Here is a 17,609-nt window from a genome sequence, read left to right on the forward strand (position 1 = left end):
AACCGCAGTGAAACATATTAGAAAATGAAAAAACCTCCGGCTCTGCCGGAGGTTTTTTCATTTTCTAATATGTTTCACTGCGGTTCGTGTGCCGGAACCGTGCTTTTTCTAGTGTATCTCCTCAGCATCCTTTTTGCTGATCTCGTTTCGATTATCAGTCGCTTCACCATTTAGCCAATACTTATTCGGTGACAAAATATTATTCGGATCCATAGTCTGTTTCAGCTTCTTCAATAGTGCCAGATGAGGTGCTTTGAGATGCGGCTCAATTGATTCAAACATGCCGGGACCGCTGCGGTACGGGCAGAAACCTGCGGTGATCAATTCATGATCTAACTCGTGGTAAAAGGCCGCGGCTTTCTTAAGTTCATCGTCAGTATTGTCATAGCGAATATTGGCGATTAATACTACCGCTCGTTCGCTGACGTTGGTCATGGTATAGCGCTCTTCGTAGCCGTATTTTTCGAAAATATGACGACAGATACCTAACATCTGCTTGATATCTTGCGGTGAGAAGCTGCTTACCGCGCATATCCACCGAAAACAAGCCGGGAACTCAGAGGTTTTCATGCTGGATCTGGCTTCACGGGTATCGAGCAAGGTTTTCATGGCTTCATCTGACGGAACCCCTTTTTTCAAATCAATTACTAACTTCAAGCTAGCAATCATCGGTGACTTTAAATATCGATTGAGTTTGCTCAGCAGATCCCAGCGAAAATCATCGAACATCAGAACCTTAGAGTTAGGGACATTGGCAAGAATGGTACGTTTGAAGTGTTTAAAGCGCGCTTTAACAATTGATTTTGGGCCAGCGAGGGAAGTGGTTAATACCCAGGCACCTGCAGTTTTGGCGGCTTGTTCACCGATTGCGCGAGACATACTGGCAGTGTGCACGCCACTGGTAACAACACCTTCCAGTTTGAGTTTTGCAATTGTTGCAACCATATCTGGTGCGGCATGATCATCTTTGCACATGACCAAGACTGTTGCCTGATATTCAGGTTTTGGCTGCAGGGCGATGGTCATTTCCAGCACAATTCCGAGATTCGATTGAGTAAACAAACCACTTAGAATCGGACCAATGCCATAAGGGTAGAGATGTTCCGCTTTGCTGGTTGTGTACATCCCCATCCCAGTGTTGATGATCTCTCCAGTCGGCAGTAACACTCGCATTGCCAGTACATTGCCAAAGCGGTTGGTGTAATCGGTATGGCCAAAGCCGCGTTCAAGAATGTTACCGACCACGCTGGTATGTAATCCGGCAGCAGTAATATCTAACTGCAGTGATGACGATTGAGCCTGTAATGCCTGGTAGAGCTGAGACTGTGAGATCCCTGGTTGAACACGAACATAAGCTTGCTGATCATTAATTTCCACCACACAGTTCATGCGGCTTAAATTAACAATCACCTGGCCGGACTTTGAGCCCTGAGCCGTTCCGTAGCCCCAATTTTTCCCCTGTGCAACAGGATGGATTTCAAAGTTATACTGATTGGCTGAGTGTATCAGCTTGATGAGTTGCTCTTCGTTTTCTGGCCAGACAATTGCGCCAGGGAGTGATGTGCTGCCATTCAGTGCGAGGCTGTATTCCTCAAGAGTATCGGTGTCAATACTGAGTTGATGCTCGCGGAATATTTCAGAAAGTATATCGGAAAGGGAATGTTGCATGGTCAACCATCCTTGTCGTTGGTCTGTTCGCGTGCTTAGGTTGAAATTCAATTTGTTTGTTAATAAACAAAGGATTAACTAACCTTGTTTTGCCTGAAAAATAGCAATAAAGCGAAAATGTACGACAGGTTTGCGAGTCAGGTTGCATAAATCGGTTGTAAGTGACAGAGCAAGCTGAACTGACTTAATAAAGGTCGAAAAAAAAGATAAGCTGTGAATGTGACTCAACTGGTTTCATAGCTCTGTGTTTTATAGTTAATCAGCTAAGAAGCCATCTAACCCAAGGATGGAATAACTCGTGAATAACGAAACGCCACTGCAATATCAACGCTTGTCGAATCACATTTGTCTGACGGAAGAAGATAAGTTAATTGCTTATAATATTCGTTATCAGGCTTACACCTCAGTTGGCTATATTGAACAGAATGATCAGGAGTTGTTCCGTGATTTTTTTGATGAAAAACCCAATAACATAACCTTTTTGCTGAAAGAGAATGGCCAGCCCGTGGCAACGATACGTGCGAGTATCTTGCACCGTCCACTTGATTGGGTAGATATTCCTTGTAAAGCGGGTTTTGAGCCAGAATTTGCCGAACTTGAAAAAGAATACGGTACCATTATTGAAATGGGACGTTTGGCGGTGATACCTGAAAAGCGTGGTATAGAAGCACTTGCTCCCTTAGCTTTGTTTTCCTGCGCATACTTTGCCCTGGAAAAGTTGGGTAAAACAGCTCTGGTATGCGCAGCTGGCAAAAAACACAAACGTTTCTATGAACGTTTAGGCATGACAAGTCAGTGTGGTTTTGCACCCCGGCCAAATGCCGCTATCGATCTGACGTTGATGGCTAAGACCTGTTGCCTTGATACGTTTATTGAAAAAAATCATCTCGATGAGGTTACCGTCAGAAGACTGATCCCAACCCTCGATGAAGAAGTGCTAAATCAATTACTGCCAATGTCACAACAACAGATAGCATAATGCTACCAAAACGACTTAATTCATCTGATATTAAAAAAGGCGCTAATTAGCGCCTTTTTGTTACGATCACGCGATAAAAAGCGATTACATCTTTTTACAGTAAGCCGCGATAATAACCATATTTGTGCCTGCAGCTTTACCTGTAATGTGTAGCGGGTTATTGGTTAGTCTGATGCCGCGAACCGCAGTACCTTGCTTAACCACTAGGCTAGAGCCTTTGACTGGCAGATCTTTGATGATATTGACGTTGTCACCAGCCTGAAGTGCAGTACCGTTTACATCCAGAGTTTGTACAGAATCGAGTTCTTCTTCAGCGATGCCTTTTTCAGCCCACTCAATCATATCTTCTTCCAGATACAGCATATCTAGCAGATCTTGTGCCCACGATTCAGCAGAAAGGCGCTTCAGCATACGGTAAGCCATAACTTGAACCGCAGGTACTTGACTCCACATGCTATCGTTCAGGCAGCGCCAGTGATTCTGCTCCATAGTATCAGCATCTTCAATTTGACTACGGCAAGTGCCACAGACCATTACACAGCTACCAGCAGTAGTGTCTGGTGAAGCCGGCACTTCATATACGCTTAGGTTGTCTTCAGATGAACAAAGTTCACATTTTGCGTCAGCGCGCTGCTTAACGATATTTTCGATAGTCATAAGGAATTATCCGTAGAATTGTTGTGGCGATATTATGCCAGCATTTCTTCATAAATAAAGGAAGCTGGCGTTAGATCACAGTTATTTAGAGTATTCTAAACCGTAAAATTAAGGAGCATTATCATTTAGCATCTATTTGATAACAAATCATCACTTAGCGGCTTGATGTGATAATCTCACTAAGCTTATGATATTAAGTGATATTATTTCAGTTCGCGTTGGGCATTTTTCACTGCAATATCAGCATTGATTGAATTTTAAGCACAAAAATACCACCAGGGTGTTTTTGTTGTTGCGGTGGTGATTTCTTGTCAAATGCTCGCTAATATTATTCATAAAGCATTGTATGGATAAATAAATTATAAGAAGAGGGGATTTATGAAAAAAGCAGTAGCTTTGTTTGCGTTGCTGGCTTTGGTCGGCTGTGATGAAGATGATGTGAAAGATATTCTTCAAGGCAAAACCACCGTGTTTGCGGTGTCAGATGTTACTGTGAAGGATTCTGATACCGTGTCTGATGGTAATTATAAAGTTAGTGATTTATCACCGGCATTGCAGGCTCTAATTCCTGAAGGTTTTCCTGATGGAACGAAAGCGGATCTCGTTAATGCAGGGATCGGTATAGATGGAACCTCTTGTGGCCAAATAGTTATAACCGATGGGCTCTGTTTTGAAAAAGATAACACGAATAGCTGTGTGCCAAGTGAAATTAAAGAGTTAGGGCTGGCAGTATATAAAATTGACCTTAGTGACGTAAGAACAGCCGCTAATTTAGATTTCTATCCAACACTCGCAGCAGAGCTGGGTGGGTTATACGTTCAAATTGATTACAAAGATGTAAGTTGTCCAACAGAAAACTAATATTGTAGCAATTTCTTATTACACAAAAAGCCATATCCTAAACAGATATGGCTTCTTACAGGGAGAGGCTGTTCTTTTTGTCTCTACCTGAAATAAGCTGAAGGCTGGGAATGGATAAATGTGAGTCATTTAACTGTATGATTTGTATTGAGTAAAACCAAAATATATTTAAATGAACCCAATCGCATTTTAGTGTATCTATCTTCATTCTATAATTTGTTCTGTGCTTATATCCCTTTGGATATATCTTTGTAAAAACCATTTCCTCTTAAATGTGTTCGAAAGTGCTCGTTATTCCTACACATTACGTTCGGGTTATTGCCAGAGAAACTTTTGAATCTCACGTCTTGAGGTGGCTTGGGTATATTGCGAGCTTAAACATGCGATAGGAATAATACAGAATGGATTGGAAAAAAGCTGTACATGTAAGCAAAAATATAATCAAAGCTGTATTGAGTGTTTGTTGTTTAGCGGGGGCAGTTAATAGTAATGCAAATGAGGTGGCGTCATATGTGGTCGGCGGCAGTGAAGTGACAACCGACGATCAAAATTGGATGGTGACGTTACGGGCGAGTGAAATCAATGAAACACCATTCTGTGGCGGAACCATCATCAATGAACATTGGGTATTAACGGCTGCGCATTGCGTCGTCATGGGGGCCGGAGACTCTACCGATGCAAGCGGTTATTTTGTACTGAAGCCTGGTCGCATAAGCATTGTTGCGGGTGTCAGGGATCTAACACAAACTGATATTGAACATTATTATTCGGTATCACATGTCATCGTTCATCCTGATTATACACCGTTCGCTAGACATATTATTTATGAACAAGTAGACGGAACAACAGTGACTGAATTGGTGCACACAGCTCTTAATAATGACTTGGCATTGTTAAGAGTAAATCGCTCTTTTAGTCGTATTACACCGATCACTCTGGCCAATTTGGTCACTGCAGAACAAATAGACACGACATTAAATGCTCAATGGCGCGAAGAATCACGACCAAAAAATGTGAAAGTATCGGGATGGGGAGCAACTGATCCAGAAGGTGTTACTCAATCAGTTACCTTACAACAAGCAGAATTGTCATTCTTACCTGTTTATGAATGTTATGACCGCCTAGAAAGTGGTGGTGATGCCCCTTATATTATCGACAACCCTTTCAACAAGATCAAAGTCTGCACGCTACCGTCAGAACTGTTGGAGCAGGAGTTGGCTGTCGGTGCTGATTCTTGTAAAGGTGACAGTGGTGGTCCGCTGAGAGCTCAGAATAATAATGGCGAGTGGGTACAGCATGGTATCGTAAGCGGTGCACCAGTTGGTGTCCCCGTTTGTGGTTCTATAAATCGCCCTACTTTTTATACCCGTGTTGGCACTTATTATGATTGGATCCAGTCGTACATGGGTACGGTACCAGCGAACTCGGTTGAAGAACCGGATATCATTAAAGACAGTAAGAATAATGCTGACGGTAAGGACTGCAATGCAGACTCTGGCGGGGTTACAGCCACTAACTGCGATATGATTGATGGCGGCGGTGGAACTATATCGTGGCATTGGCTGCTGATGTTACTGTTTCCAGCAGTATGGCGACGTAGAAGCCAAGAGAGAACGACTATTCACTCAAATGGCAGCCTTGACTAAAAGCTAATGAATTCTCGCTGAAATCTGCATTTTAGGGTGGTTTGGGTATATACCGGGAATTGAAAGAAAGGAGGCGGTTAAATGCCTCCTTTTTAGTGATAATAGATACAGAATGACGGCTGCTGACTAGCGCTTGAAGGTCACTTGTTCGACTTTATCAAGGGTAATTTCGGTATGCGCCGGCTGAGTTTCTGCAATCACTTTACCGTGGCGAATTGAGTAGCGTACAGGTACCTGGCGACGTACCGCATCAAACCCGTTTTCTGCGGGCAGAACCAACAGGCTAGCCGGTTTTCCTTCTTCAATACCGTAAGTGCCAAGAATGTTCAGTGTGCGTGCTGACTTCGAGCTGATAAGATCAAGTGACTGATTGATTTGCTCGTAACCCATGACTTGGCACACATGCAAACCCATATGCAATACTTGCAGCATATTTGCTGTACCTAGCGGATACCATGGGTCGAACACGTCATCGTGACCGAAACAGACGTTGATATCAGCAGCAAGCATCTCTTTTACACGGGTAATGCCACGACGCTTTGGATAATCATCAAAACGGCCCTGCAGGTGGATGTTCACTAACGGGTTAGCAACAAAGTTGATGCCTGACATCTTCAACAATCGGAACAAGCGAGAAGCATAAGCCCCGTTATACGAGTGCATGGCTGTGGTGTGACTTGCTGTTACCCTGTCACCCATATCAAATTTGTGCGCAAGAGCAGCAACGGTTTCGACAAAGCGTGATTGCTCATCATCGATTTCATCACAATGCACATCGATCAAACGGTCATACTTGCGGGCCAGTTCGAATACATAGTGCAGTGATTCTACCCCGTATTCGCGGGTAAACTCGAAGTGTGGAATAGCACCGATTACGTCAGCACCCAGCTGAACCGCTTCTTCAAGCAACGCTTTCCCGTTAGGGTAAGACAGAATACCTTCTTGCGGGAAGGCAACGATCTGAATGTCTACCCATTCTTTCATCTCTTCTTTTACTTCCAGCATCGCTTTCAGCGCAATCAGAGTGGGATCCGAAACATCAATATGTGTACGTACATGCTGAATGCCATTGGCGATTTGCCATTTCAGCGTTTGTATGGCGCGGGCTTTTACATCCTCAACTGATAACATTGATTTGCGCTCGGCCCAGCGCTCAATGCCTTCAAACAGGGTGCCTGAAATATTCCAGCTCGGTTCACCTGCGGTTTGAGTGGTATCTAAATGAACATGCGGTTCACAAAACGGTGGTATAGCCATACCGCCTTCACCCTCTACAATCGTGGTGTTCGCATTAACAGATACCAGGTCGGCGCTATCCATTGGGGCAATCGTTTTAAACTGTCCGTTTTCAATCAGGATCTGATGCAGGCCTTCCTTGCCTTGTAGAGTAATGTTTTTAATCAGCATATCTGAAGATTGCATCTTGTTGTCCTTCTGTTTTTACTTAATTTGTATGAATACGAATACAGCGTGGAGCTAGGCTTTAGCTGGCGCTTCTGTCCAACCACGATTTAATAGCGGGTTAAGAATAAGGTAGCTGATGGCACCACCCAGTACCGCGTTAACAGGTACGATTCCCGGTAATAAATGTCCTGCGGCGACACCAATAGCAACACTGATAATTGCTGCCCAGTTAACGGTCTTAAATTCAGCGTTCGCGAACTCTTTGTAACGATGACGGTTTTTCAGGAAATCTGCAATGATTATGCCGCCGATTGGTGGAATTGCCGCTGAAAGGAAGGTCAGCCATCCGACAAAGTTATTGTAGAGCCACAATGCACACAGTGTACCTATGATACCGTTTGCCATTGAGAGGTATTTACTGGATAACCCCGTCACGTTAGAAAAGCCAAGACCTGATGCATACAGTGCGTTATCGTTGGTTGTCCAGATATTCAGGCCCAGAACAATAATGGCTGGAATTAATAAACCCTGAGCAATCATCACTTCAGAAATATCGGACTGACCGGTTGCGGTGGCACCGGCAGCACCGAAAACAAACATCAGCGAGTTACCGATAAAGAAAGCAATCATGGTAACAAATACTGCACCCATTGGTTTTTTACCAAATCGTACAAAGTCTGCGGTTAATGTACCAGCTGAGATAAACGAGCCGACAACAAGCACCAGTGCGGTTGAAAATTCCATGGGTTCGTTGGGCGTAATTGCTCTTAAACCGTCGATACCGCCCACACTGTCGACCGCTTCTTTTACAGAGAAGCCACCCAGCAGGGCAATAGCGGGAACAGCGATAGCGGAAAGTATCATCAGGGCTGAGATGCCGAAGTAAATCGTGGCGGTCATCAGAAGACCAGATACGAGGATTAGGATATTCGTGTCAATGCCGGTCGCTTTATGAACGGGGATGGCAAACATTGCAACGCCAACACCAAACCAACCAACTTGTGTACCGCCTAGAAGAAGAGAGGGAAGCCAGGAACCTTTAGAACCGAAAGAGAATCGAGCAAGAAGGTGAGTAGATAAACCAGATGAAGCGCCAATGTAACCGAGAAAAGAAGTGTAAATACCGAGGATTAAATTACCAATAAGAACCGCAAGGAGGAAATCATCAAAGGAGAGGCCAGTACCGAGTGTGCCGCCTGTCCACATACTTGCTGAGAAAAACGTTAACCCCAACATCACCATGGTAAGCGATGCAACGCCTTTTCTCGCCGATTCTGGAACCGGGCCCAGACTATAATTATTATCGCCAGCCATTCTACACCTCTGTTAGTTGTCGTCGTAGACGTATTATTATTTTGTAAATAAACATTCAAATTTATGCAGTGTGTGTATTGCGCCAAAGATAAGCATGACCACACGTAACAATCATTATTGTTGGCCTGTTTTAGACAAACGGCGCGTATTGTAGTGCTTGAAATGCCGATGTCAATATGATTTTTTGGTTAACATCTATTTTTTACAATGACTATGATGATATTCTCTTTAAAAACAGTTAATTATTGTTTTGATATTTTTATGTGGTGCGGGGTTGAAACGTTTGCTAAAGACTGTTTGGTATTCATTAATTGTATTTATACCGAGTGATTAATCAATATGGTGATAGTGATGGGTTTTTCGATTTATCGCTTAATCAAGTTTGAAAAAATCCAATGCAAAGTTCAAAAAAAGAAATGTAATTGTGCATAATTTTTATAATCGCGGGAATAGAGAAGGGTTTTTACAGCATTTGTTTAAAAACGATGTTTTATTGTATAAATAGCAAGAAACTTACAAGTTGCACGAAAGAAACGGCATGTTGTAACGGCCTGTGGGTAACTGTGAATATTATCGTTATCCACAGAAGCTGTGCATAACTCTGTGGGAAATGCTTCAAGGCTAGAAATCATGCTGACTCTGGTAAAGTCAATAGAATATGGATGAAATCTGTAGGTAACAATCGCTATTTTGATTTACTTCAATTAATGAAAAAAGCTTTAGCATCAAAGGAATAAATGGTGAGTTACATAAGCTCATTTTCCAGCCAACTGGCGAATTGCAATAACTCATGCTGCTTTTCACCGAAGTCGACCATCATGGTACAAACCACTGGCATGACCGATTTAGCCTGATAGGGGTAACCAATCATTCTGTCGGAAAAGGTGTTGAACAGAATGCTGAGTCGGCTGGTAGTATGGCAGTGAATATGGGCAATAGTGCCTTTAATTATGGTGAGATCCAATTGAATTGTTCCCCACGTGAAACGACCGTTCAGTTGGCGATGAAAGGAAGGGGACTGACCATAATTCCAATCCCAGCTTGAAATAAGATGAAGTTTTGTTCCCAATCCCGGTAAATCCGGCAAAGGGTTTATATCAAGTATTCTTTCTTGTGGTATGAGGCTAAAGTGCTCACGGCAAGCACTGGCTAAGGCTTTTTCGATGGCTTTATGCTGAATAAGAGGATTTGAATCGCAGAGATTGCCATACTTATTGATAATTGAAGACGTTTCATCGTCATTAGTACGCTGCCGCTTCATGAACTCATCCACGGCTGATAAGTCGGCTTGTACTCTGATAGTACAATGCTGCATGAAGTTTCCATTAACAATGCTAGTTGCAGTATTTGATATTTTTTTCTTTCCAATCACAATTTCGTTGTTTTCATTGCATTTTGCCTTGATCTTAAGCTTGTCTATTAAGATCGTGAGAATATCTTTTACCACCGCGGTATTGATGTCATTGGTATTTCCCATGAGTGAAAAATTGGTATGGCCGGGATCTTGATAAATAGCGCCACCATATGTCTGGCGGCGGACAATGCTCAGGCTCTTCCGGTGAACATTTTGGGTATTACATACTAACCATGGGTTCTGATCTTTGCCGATGTTGACTGATGAACGGTTACGCCAGACAAACAAAACGCATTGACCAGGAGAGAGGGAATTAAACAACACATCTTCAACCGCCTGGTTAAACCACGGGTTCGTTGATTTTGAAAGGTAGAGATGTAACTCCATCAGGTATGCCTATAAAACCGTACAAAGTTGTTAATTATACTGGCATTGCCTATTGTTGCATATCTATTTGTTCATACACAACCATAGCTTAATCGGTGGATACGTTTATATGGAGTGTACTTAGTCATTACGGTTAAGAGTTAACCCAATAGGAATAAGATTCATTCTTATTCTTGAGGTGAGCAGTGATTATCATTAGAATGAGAATTGTTTTTGTTAAGGCGTGTCTGTTTTGTCCCATATTCTTGTCGTTGATGATGATATCCAGCTTTGCGAGCTATTACATGAGGTCTTAAGTGAAGAGGGCTATGATGTTCACTGTGTGTATTGTGGCGAGAGTGCACTGACATACATGCAAGAGCATGCCGTTGACCTGGTTTTGCTTGATGTAATGTTACCGAATCTTAATGGTATGCAAGTGGCACGTCGTATTTGTCAGCGCTTTGCAACGCCTATTCTGATGTTAACGGCATTGGGTGATGAAACATCTTTACTCGATGGCCTGCAGGCGGGTGCCGATCAATATGTTGCCAAACCTTTCCGTGTGCCTGAATTGTTAGGGCGCATTACGGCTATATTGCGTAGAGTCGGGTTAGAACGACAAAGGCAGAGCCTTAATTGCTATCAGACCGAACTGTCAATGCAAATTTCGCGTTTGCCTTTGACAGGGACAGAAGCAGAACTATTGGAATATTTGATTAAACATCACGGCATAGTGGTTGCAAAAGCGGAGCTGCAAAAGGAAGTCCTGAAAAAAGATCTGAGCCCGTTTGACCGAAATCTTGATATGCACATCAGTAATATTCGCCGAAAAATGGTGCAGTCAGGTTTGTCAAAACAGCATATAAAGACAATTCGGGGGAAAGGATACAGTTTTATGGAAACTGCCGGGGCTGGCTAGGCTGATATACCTAAACTACTTCAATATGCAGTGTTCAGCGAGCATATTGAGGTGGTTTGGCTATACACGACATCATTGACTTTGGTCGCTATAAATTAATCGGTTTCTAATGACGGCCAGTTCTTTAGTTTGAAAATGAACAGCATTTAAATCAGGGTTAAGTTGATAAAATAAGGCGGAGTCACGTTCGACATCATACCCGTGTTTGAAATAACCGCGACCACTTGGGTACTCTAAGTTCCATAGTTGGCTTTTAACGACTCGACTGGTGGCAATAAACTCACCAATATAATTGGCTGTGTCTTCAGTAATTTTGAATTTGAGGGCGAGGTTGCCTGTACTGTTAGTATTGAACGTTTGGTTGCCGTTAGAGCCTTTAAAAGAGACGCGGTAGAGTTCATATTCGCCAGTAGGAAGTGGCAGAATGAAAAGTTGACCAATAAGGGAAGGTGTTTTGAAATCGAAGTGAGAATTATCATTAGTTAATTCGATGGTTTCGTCATCACCAAGCTGTCGGATCATGAGTGTGGTGGTTAAATCTTCCCCAGAGGCGGGCCAGGTTCTCGTGGCACCCATCATACCGACTAAATAACCTTTTGGCTGACCATTCGCTTCGGTATATTTTTCTGGCATTGTAATGTCAAGGCCCGATGAGCAGCCCAAAAGAACAAAACTATAAAAACAAATAAAGATATATTTCATCGGTGCACTTCCTTGTCATGCCAGAACGATTTTTTTTTACCCTGATGAAAATGGTTAACCACATATTCTAATTAGCAAAGGGTTGGACAGTATATGCCACAACTCTCATTTAAGCACGTTCCGTACCTGAACGTTAATTATTTGAATGCCAGGATATGAACAATACCACGAAATGAGTGTTTTTTTGATATGAGAAATCCCATTGTTGCCCGTTTATTGAGGCATGTGTTACCCCTATTGGTATTACCGAACAAATTGAAGGTTTGACAGAAAGTAATAATGAAATTAATTCGTTTTAGGCATTTTGCATCACTATTTTTTCTTGGCGATCGTGGCGGTTTAGCTTTTCGCCTTTTTTCGTATTTTGCGGTAATTCTATTGTTGATTATGGCGTTGCAGAATGCTGCTGAAGTCGCCTTGATTAAAACCATGCTGCATGTTCCAGAAAAAGTGCAGGATCAGATGTTAGATCTGGCATATCAAGCAGATGTCTTGATCGCCGAAGGGGATCTGGATGAATTGGCAGATTGGGAGCGAGGGCAGTATTACTACCTGTTTGTGTTAGATGAGAAGAACAAGCCGATCAGTGGTCGTGAGATGCACCCCCACTTTGAATTTAAGCTCAATTATATTCGTAAGCTCGATACGGTATTGGAAAATAGGGTGAATCAGCCCGTCATTGCCTTACCATTGAATGGTGGAAATCAACTGGTGATCCAGTTTCCTCATCAATTGCATCCGGCCCGCAATTTTCCGTACTACTTTGGCATCATTCAGGTGATCATTGCCGCCTTGATCCTGAGCGTATTCTCGTTGTTACTTGCACGATATCTACAGCGTCCGTTGCAGCAGCTTCAAGAGGCCAGTCGCCGTCTGGCCGACGGGGATTTCAGCGTCAGAGTTGCCACAGAGATCGGTGACAGCGTCACTGAATTTAATGCGCTTGCCTGTGACTTCGACCATATGACTGACCGTATTCAGACGTTGGCAGAAAAGCAAAAACGGTTGATCCGCGATGTTTCCCATGAATTGAGAACGCCACTGGCACGCCATAACCTAGCGCTTCACTTATTGCGTAAACGTATTCCTGATGAAAACCAGCCGCTGTTAGACAAATTAGAACGTGAATCTGATGAAATGAATGATCTTGTCACAGAAATTCTGGAATTCAGCCGGTTGGAAAATGCCTGCTATTCGGCAAATTTAGTGCCGATGCAGCTGGAAACGTTTTGCCATATTCAGGTTCAGGAAAGTCGGCAAGCATTAAAGCCGGAACAATCTATTGCTTGTGAGCTGGGGAATGCAACTCCAATGGTACTCGCTGACAACCGCTTGCTTCTTCGGGTGGTAAAAAATCTGCTGGGTAATGCAATCAAATATGCCGGGGAAACGGCAGAGATTACATTATCGGTTAAGCAGTCTATAAAAGAGGACGGTCAGTATGTAATGGTGATTGTTGAGGATAATGGTCAAGGGATTGCGAAGCAGCACATCAAGCGGATCTTTGATCCCTTCACCCGGCTCGAAGCCGCGCGAGATAAACAGTCTGGCGGTTATGGTCTGGGTTTAGCGATTGTAAAAGAGTCGATGGCGGTTATGAAAGGTAAAGTGAAGGCTGAAAACAGAGAGCAGGGCGGGTTACGTATTACATTATCGTTTCTTATTGCCGGGTAGTAATACTAAAAGGCACGCTGAGATCCTGAAATCTTAGCGTGCCTTTTTGTATCATCCGGTAGTATCAGCTCGCTGGATATAAGCTATTATCCGATAGCTAGCAGCATAATAACTTACTTCGCAGTATTGATGATATTTTTGAAATGCTTCGATTTAGTGAAAAGGTAATCGACATCAGGCGGGAAGTCTTTGTTCGACTTGGCATGTTTCATCATGTCGAACACTTTAAATTCCGTTAACACCGCATACTGGTAAGGTTTGAAGTCACTATTAGCCTGCAGGGTAGGGTCGAAATACTGATCCCCTTTCTTGATGATGGCCTGGTCAACCAAAGTGGCTTCACAACGATAACCCAGAACGTATCTTTCACCTTTGCCGTAAATGACATTCATATAGCTATTGTAAAAGCTCTCGTCTTCTTTCGTTGTACAGGTTTCTAATACGTCTTCATCCATTGCATTGACAGTGACAATTCGGACGTTATCCGGATTAAATTTTAATTCTGTCAGTTGCTGGCGAATCGCTTCTAAGGTCAGTTGTGTCACTTTAAATACCGCATAATCAATAAAATCGTCGGCATTATACAGTTATCTTCGAAAACCACCAAAAAGCCTCAAAATTACAAACATTAGTCAGCAGCCTGATGCTGGCCGCGTGTCTGATCATACAACATTCAGATTTACTTACCTTTAGCAATTGCAAAGAATGTAAATTAACTGCAAATGCCAATCGTTATCATTTACATTAGCTCCGAGTTTGCAGTGGTAGCCGGCAACGGCAGCAATGAGGTACTCACATTCTCTTTTATAACTGATAAGTGACTCATTAAATTTTTGGAGATAACGGAATATGTTTCGTAACAGTCAGCTGACTTTATTGATTGGTGCAGTTTTAACAGCACCAGTAGTTCAGGCCCAGGCAACAGATGTTGATGAGCATATGGTAATAACAGGTCGTGACTATGGCTATAAAGTTGATACCAATACCAGCGCCATGCGTATTGAAGCGACCCAGCTTGAAACCCCGGGGCAAGTAACGGTAATTGACGAGCAGCTTATCGACGAGCAGCGAGCAAGTACGCTCGGTGAAGTGCTTAAGAATGATGCAAGTGTCTCAGCGGGCGGTACGTCAACGAATCGAGAACGTTTTTCTCTTCGAGGTTTTGAACTACAAAGCTCAAGCGGCTATTTACGTGATGGAAATCCACATTGGTCCCATTACCGTCAACCGATTGAATTATTAGAACGTGTTGAAGTATTAAAAGGTCCTGCTGGTTTGCTTTACGGGAAGTCGGCACCCGGCGGCCTGGTCAATATGGTCTCCAAGAAACCAACATATGAAACTCAGGTAAACGTGAGTCAAGATATTGATTCTAATAATTATACGCGTTCGATGGTAGATGTAAGCGGCGCGTTGAACGATGATCAAACGTTGCGTGCTCGCGCTATCTTATCTTCAGAGCAGCAGGATTCATGGCGTACTCGCTTTGATGGTTCTGATGTTGAAACTGAGCGCTTTGTCGGCGGTTTATTTATTGATTATGATGTGAACGATAATGTTACGGTATCAGCTCATTACGATATAACAGATGAGTTAGGTGATCTGGACAATGGTTCAAAAGTAGATCCAATAACGTTTGAAGTGATAGACCCTAATGTTGTTAACGATCAACATTGGGCTGAAACTGACAATAACGTCGAAAATTACGGTGTTTCTGTTGTCGCTCAGTTCAGTGATGCGTGGTCAGTTAAATCAGGTATTAATCGCCAGTATTATGAACGTCGTCGTACTGAATCTGATATTCATCTTGATTCTAAATCTTATGAAGACACGCAAGGTAATAAGCACACTGATTATTATTATGGTGCTTCAGATCGTCATGATGAGTGGACATTTGATACCGCTTTTGTCGATGTGGCTGGCGATGTGGATGCATTTGGTGCTAACCACCGGTTACTGGCGGGTGTAAATGGTCTGCATTATGACTATAAGCGACTTTACAGTAGTACCAAGTCTTGTAAATTTACAGATGATAAAGATGCGGCGTTGAATTCACATTGCGCTGGTGGTTTTAATAAACCGACAGATCTTCACTACAAAAATGATGATGCTGTATCACATTCGGAAAGTCAGCACTATGGTTTATATCTTCAGGATCTTGTGACAATCAATGATGACTGGCAGGCCCTTGCAGGCGTTCGCTTTGCCTATGATAAAACGAAAGACAGTGCTGGCGTTGAAGAAAGTTACAATAACATTTTGCCAAAATTTGGTTTGATTTATCACCCGGCTTCAAATGGCTCCATTTACGCGATGTACTCAGAAAGTTTTGAGCCAGTTGAGACTATCAGCGATGAAGAAGATGAAAACTTTGGCGAAGAACAGGACCCAATGAAGGGGTACTTGTATGAGCTGGGTACAAAATGGGAATTGTTAGATAATCAACTCTATGTATCTGGCGCTATTTTCCAGATCACTCAGGAGAATATCCAGATCACAGAAGATGTTACCAGCTCGACAACGCGTACGACTCAGGCTGGTGAGCAAGTGCACCGTGGTGCTGAATTCAACGCTACTGGTTACTTAACAGATGCATTCTCGTTATCTGCTTCAATGACTTACTTAGATGCAGAGATCAGCGATCCATCTAACGCATCGGTAGATGGGAACCGTCCTGCGGATGTGGCTGAATTTGCTGCAAGCGTCTGGACGCGCTACTCGTTTGCGAACAACACGGATGTTAACCTTGGTGCCATTTACGTCGGCGATCGTTTTGGTGATGAGAAAAACACCTATAAGAAAGACGCTTATACCCGCGTAGATTCTGGTGTTGCGCATACAATTAAGTATGATACAAACCTCGATGTCGTTATGCGTTTGAACGTTGAAAACGTATTTGATACCGAGTACTTAGGTGGTGGCAGTACTCGTAGTGTCGTTGTAGGTGAAGGCCGTAACTATAAGGCGACACTTCAGTTCCGTTACTAATATAATCTGTGAGGAGGAAAGTCATCACTTTCCTTCTTGTGTTTAATTAATTCGTAGTTGCTTAACAGAAACTGACCAATCTGAGAATTGTTCAGCTCGGTGTCATTTATGTGGCACTCGTTTTCAATTAGAATTAAGGCTAGATCGCCCGGGTTAACTCGAGATTATTTATTTTTAATACTCACCAAGTTTTTCGGGTGAATTTTTATTTTAATTTTTTATCAAAAGTTTTGATTACAAACATGAAATTAATGAAATCCAGTTTGGCTATCTTGATGATCAGCGTTACTGCTGGCTCATATGCCAATGATCTTGACGCCGCTCGGGCGATTGAAACTAAGACCAATACCGCATCAACGCTGAGTCAGAAGAAGATTGATAAGAGTGCTGAAGCCGCTCTTTCGATGAAAGCTGATATCGAACAGCTTCAGGAGGAAGTGAAAAATCTAACGGTTTATCGTGATCATTTGTCTCGTCTGGTTGCGAACCAAAATGAAGAAGTGGCAAGTATTGATAGTCAGATCCTGGGCATTAAGGAAACACGTCAGGGCGTGGTCCCCCTGATGTATAAAATGATTGATGGTTTAAAACTAATTATTGCGGATGACAAGCCGATTAAACGTGAACAGCGTTTGGCGCGTGTGACTAAGTTAGAAGCGATGATGTCACAAGCTGATATCAGTGATGCCGAAAAATATCGACGAATTCTTGAAGCCTACCAGATTGAAATGGATTACGGCACTAAGCTGGGGGTGTATCAAGGTAAAGTGGCGATAAGGGCAAATGAGTCAATCGAAGCGGATCTGCTTTATCTTGGTCGTATTTCTTTGGTTGCTCGAAGCCTGGACGGAACGCGTTACTGGGCATGGAATGATAAAGAAAACGGTTGGCAGGTTATTGATAATGCAGAAAGCTCAAATATTGATAAAGCGTTTGCTATTGCACAGAAACAAGCTGCGCCAAGCTTAATCACGCTACCGGTTTCGGCACGGGCTGTGCCTGAAAAACTGACTGCGAAACAATCCGCACCTCAACAAGCCATAGCAGCATCAACTAACGTGGAGACCAACTAAT

At 42.9% G+C, this 17,609-nt stretch carries 14 protein-coding genes; 7 read left to right on the forward strand and 7 right to left on the reverse strand.

Annotated features, from left to right (window positions below; translation table 11 throughout):
• Window positions 1–108: 108 nt before the first annotated feature.
• Window positions 109–1,668 (reverse strand): FAD-binding oxidoreductase, encoded by a 1,560-nt coding sequence (locus L4D76_RS25240; protein ID WP_428443622.1) that lies wholly within the window; start codon window positions 1,666–1,668, stop codon window positions 109–111.
• Window positions 1,669–1,966: 298 nt separating this feature from the next.
• Between L4D76_RS25240 and L4D76_RS25245 the strand changes: the two genes are divergently transcribed.
• Entirely contained in the window at window positions 1,967–2,647 is a 681-nt protein-coding gene (locus L4D76_RS25245) for an N-acyl amino acid synthase FeeM domain-containing protein (RefSeq protein WP_428443623.1), read from the forward strand.
• Between the two features lie 84 nt (window positions 2,648–2,731).
• Here the strand turns inward: L4D76_RS25245 and L4D76_RS25250 are convergent, their stop codons facing one another.
• Window positions 2,732–3,304, reverse strand: coding sequence for a PhnA domain-containing protein (locus L4D76_RS25250; RefSeq protein WP_428443624.1), 573 nt, complete (start codon window positions 3,302–3,304; stop codon window positions 2,732–2,734).
• A gap of 378 nt (window positions 3,305–3,682) precedes the next feature.
• Here L4D76_RS25250 and L4D76_RS25255 point away from each other — a divergent pair, with 378 nt between their 5' ends.
• Both L4D76_RS25255 and L4D76_RS25260 read left to right on the forward strand, forming a co-directional pair.
• Window positions 3,683–4,165 carry a hypothetical protein gene (locus L4D76_RS25255; protein WP_428443625.1) on the forward strand — a complete coding sequence of 161 codons (483 nt, stop codon included), beginning with the start codon at window positions 3,683–3,685 and terminating at the stop codon, window positions 4,163–4,165.
• Window positions 4,166–4,566: 401 nt separating this feature from the next.
• Window positions 4,567–5,811 carry a trypsin-like serine protease gene (locus L4D76_RS25260; RefSeq protein WP_428443626.1) on the forward strand — a complete coding sequence of 415 codons (1,245 nt, stop codon included), beginning with the start codon at window positions 4,567–4,569 and terminating at the stop codon, window positions 5,809–5,811.
• Window positions 5,812–5,937: 126 nt separating this feature from the next.
• On the opposite strand, the gene L4D76_RS25265 is transcribed toward L4D76_RS25260, so the two are convergent.
• The 3 genes from L4D76_RS25265 to L4D76_RS25275 form a co-directional block, all read right to left on the reverse strand.
• Window positions 5,938–7,233: a cytosine deaminase gene (locus L4D76_RS25265; RefSeq protein WP_428443627.1), complete on the reverse strand. Its 1,296-nt coding sequence runs from the start codon at window positions 7,231–7,233 to the stop codon at window positions 5,938–5,940.
• A gap of 54 nt (window positions 7,234–7,287) precedes the next feature.
• Window positions 7,288–8,529 carry a cytosine permease gene (gene codB, locus L4D76_RS25270; protein ID WP_428443628.1) on the reverse strand — a complete coding sequence of 414 codons (1,242 nt, stop codon included), beginning with the start codon at window positions 8,527–8,529 and terminating at the stop codon, window positions 7,288–7,290.
• Between the two features lie 745 nt (window positions 8,530–9,274).
• Complete coding sequence (locus tag L4D76_RS25275; RefSeq protein WP_428443629.1) at window positions 9,275–10,270, reverse strand: lipoyl protein ligase domain-containing protein; 996 nt, start codon at window positions 10,268–10,270, stop codon at window positions 9,275–9,277.
• Between the two features lie 232 nt (window positions 10,271–10,502).
• Between L4D76_RS25275 and L4D76_RS25280 the strand changes: the two genes are divergently transcribed.
• On the forward strand, window positions 10,503–11,171 hold the full coding sequence (locus L4D76_RS25280; protein WP_428443630.1) for a response regulator transcription factor: 669 nt from the start codon (window positions 10,503–10,505) through the stop codon (window positions 11,169–11,171).
• A 72-nt stretch (window positions 11,172–11,243) separates the two neighbouring features.
• Here L4D76_RS25280 and L4D76_RS25285 read toward each other — a convergent pair whose 3' ends face one another.
• Window positions 11,244–11,873, reverse strand: coding sequence for a hypothetical protein (locus L4D76_RS25285; RefSeq protein ID WP_428443631.1), 630 nt, complete (start codon window positions 11,871–11,873; stop codon window positions 11,244–11,246).
• A 279-nt stretch (window positions 11,874–12,152) separates the two neighbouring features.
• Between L4D76_RS25285 and L4D76_RS25290 the strand changes: the two genes are divergently transcribed.
• Window positions 12,153–13,547: an ATP-binding protein gene (locus L4D76_RS25290; protein ID WP_428443632.1), complete on the forward strand. Its 1,395-nt coding sequence runs from the start codon at window positions 12,153–12,155 to the stop codon at window positions 13,545–13,547.
• A 113-nt stretch (window positions 13,548–13,660) separates the two neighbouring features.
• Here the strand turns inward: L4D76_RS25290 and L4D76_RS25295 are convergent, their stop codons facing one another.
• Window positions 13,661–14,092, reverse strand: a complete 432-nt coding sequence (locus L4D76_RS25295) for a hypothetical protein (RefSeq protein WP_428443633.1) — start codon at window positions 14,090–14,092, stop codon at window positions 13,661–13,663.
• A gap of 304 nt (window positions 14,093–14,396) precedes the next feature.
• On the opposite strand from L4D76_RS25295, the gene L4D76_RS25300 reads away from it, so the two are divergent.
• Together L4D76_RS25300 and L4D76_RS25305 are read left to right on the forward strand one after the other, a co-directional pair.
• Window positions 14,397–16,535 (forward strand): TonB-dependent siderophore receptor, encoded by a 2,139-nt coding sequence (locus L4D76_RS25300; RefSeq protein WP_428443634.1) that lies wholly within the window; start codon window positions 14,397–14,399, stop codon window positions 16,533–16,535.
• A 242-nt stretch (window positions 16,536–16,777) separates the two neighbouring features.
• Window positions 16,778–17,608 carry a DUF3450 domain-containing protein gene (locus L4D76_RS25305; protein ID WP_428443635.1) on the forward strand — a complete coding sequence of 277 codons (831 nt, stop codon included), beginning with the start codon at window positions 16,778–16,780 and terminating at the stop codon, window positions 17,606–17,608.
• Window position 17,609 lies beyond the last annotated feature (1 nt).

The organism is Photobacterium sagamiensis, from assembly GCF_050337085.1.
Classification (GTDB): Bacteria; Pseudomonadota; Gammaproteobacteria; order Enterobacterales; family Vibrionaceae; genus Photobacterium; species Photobacterium sagamiensis.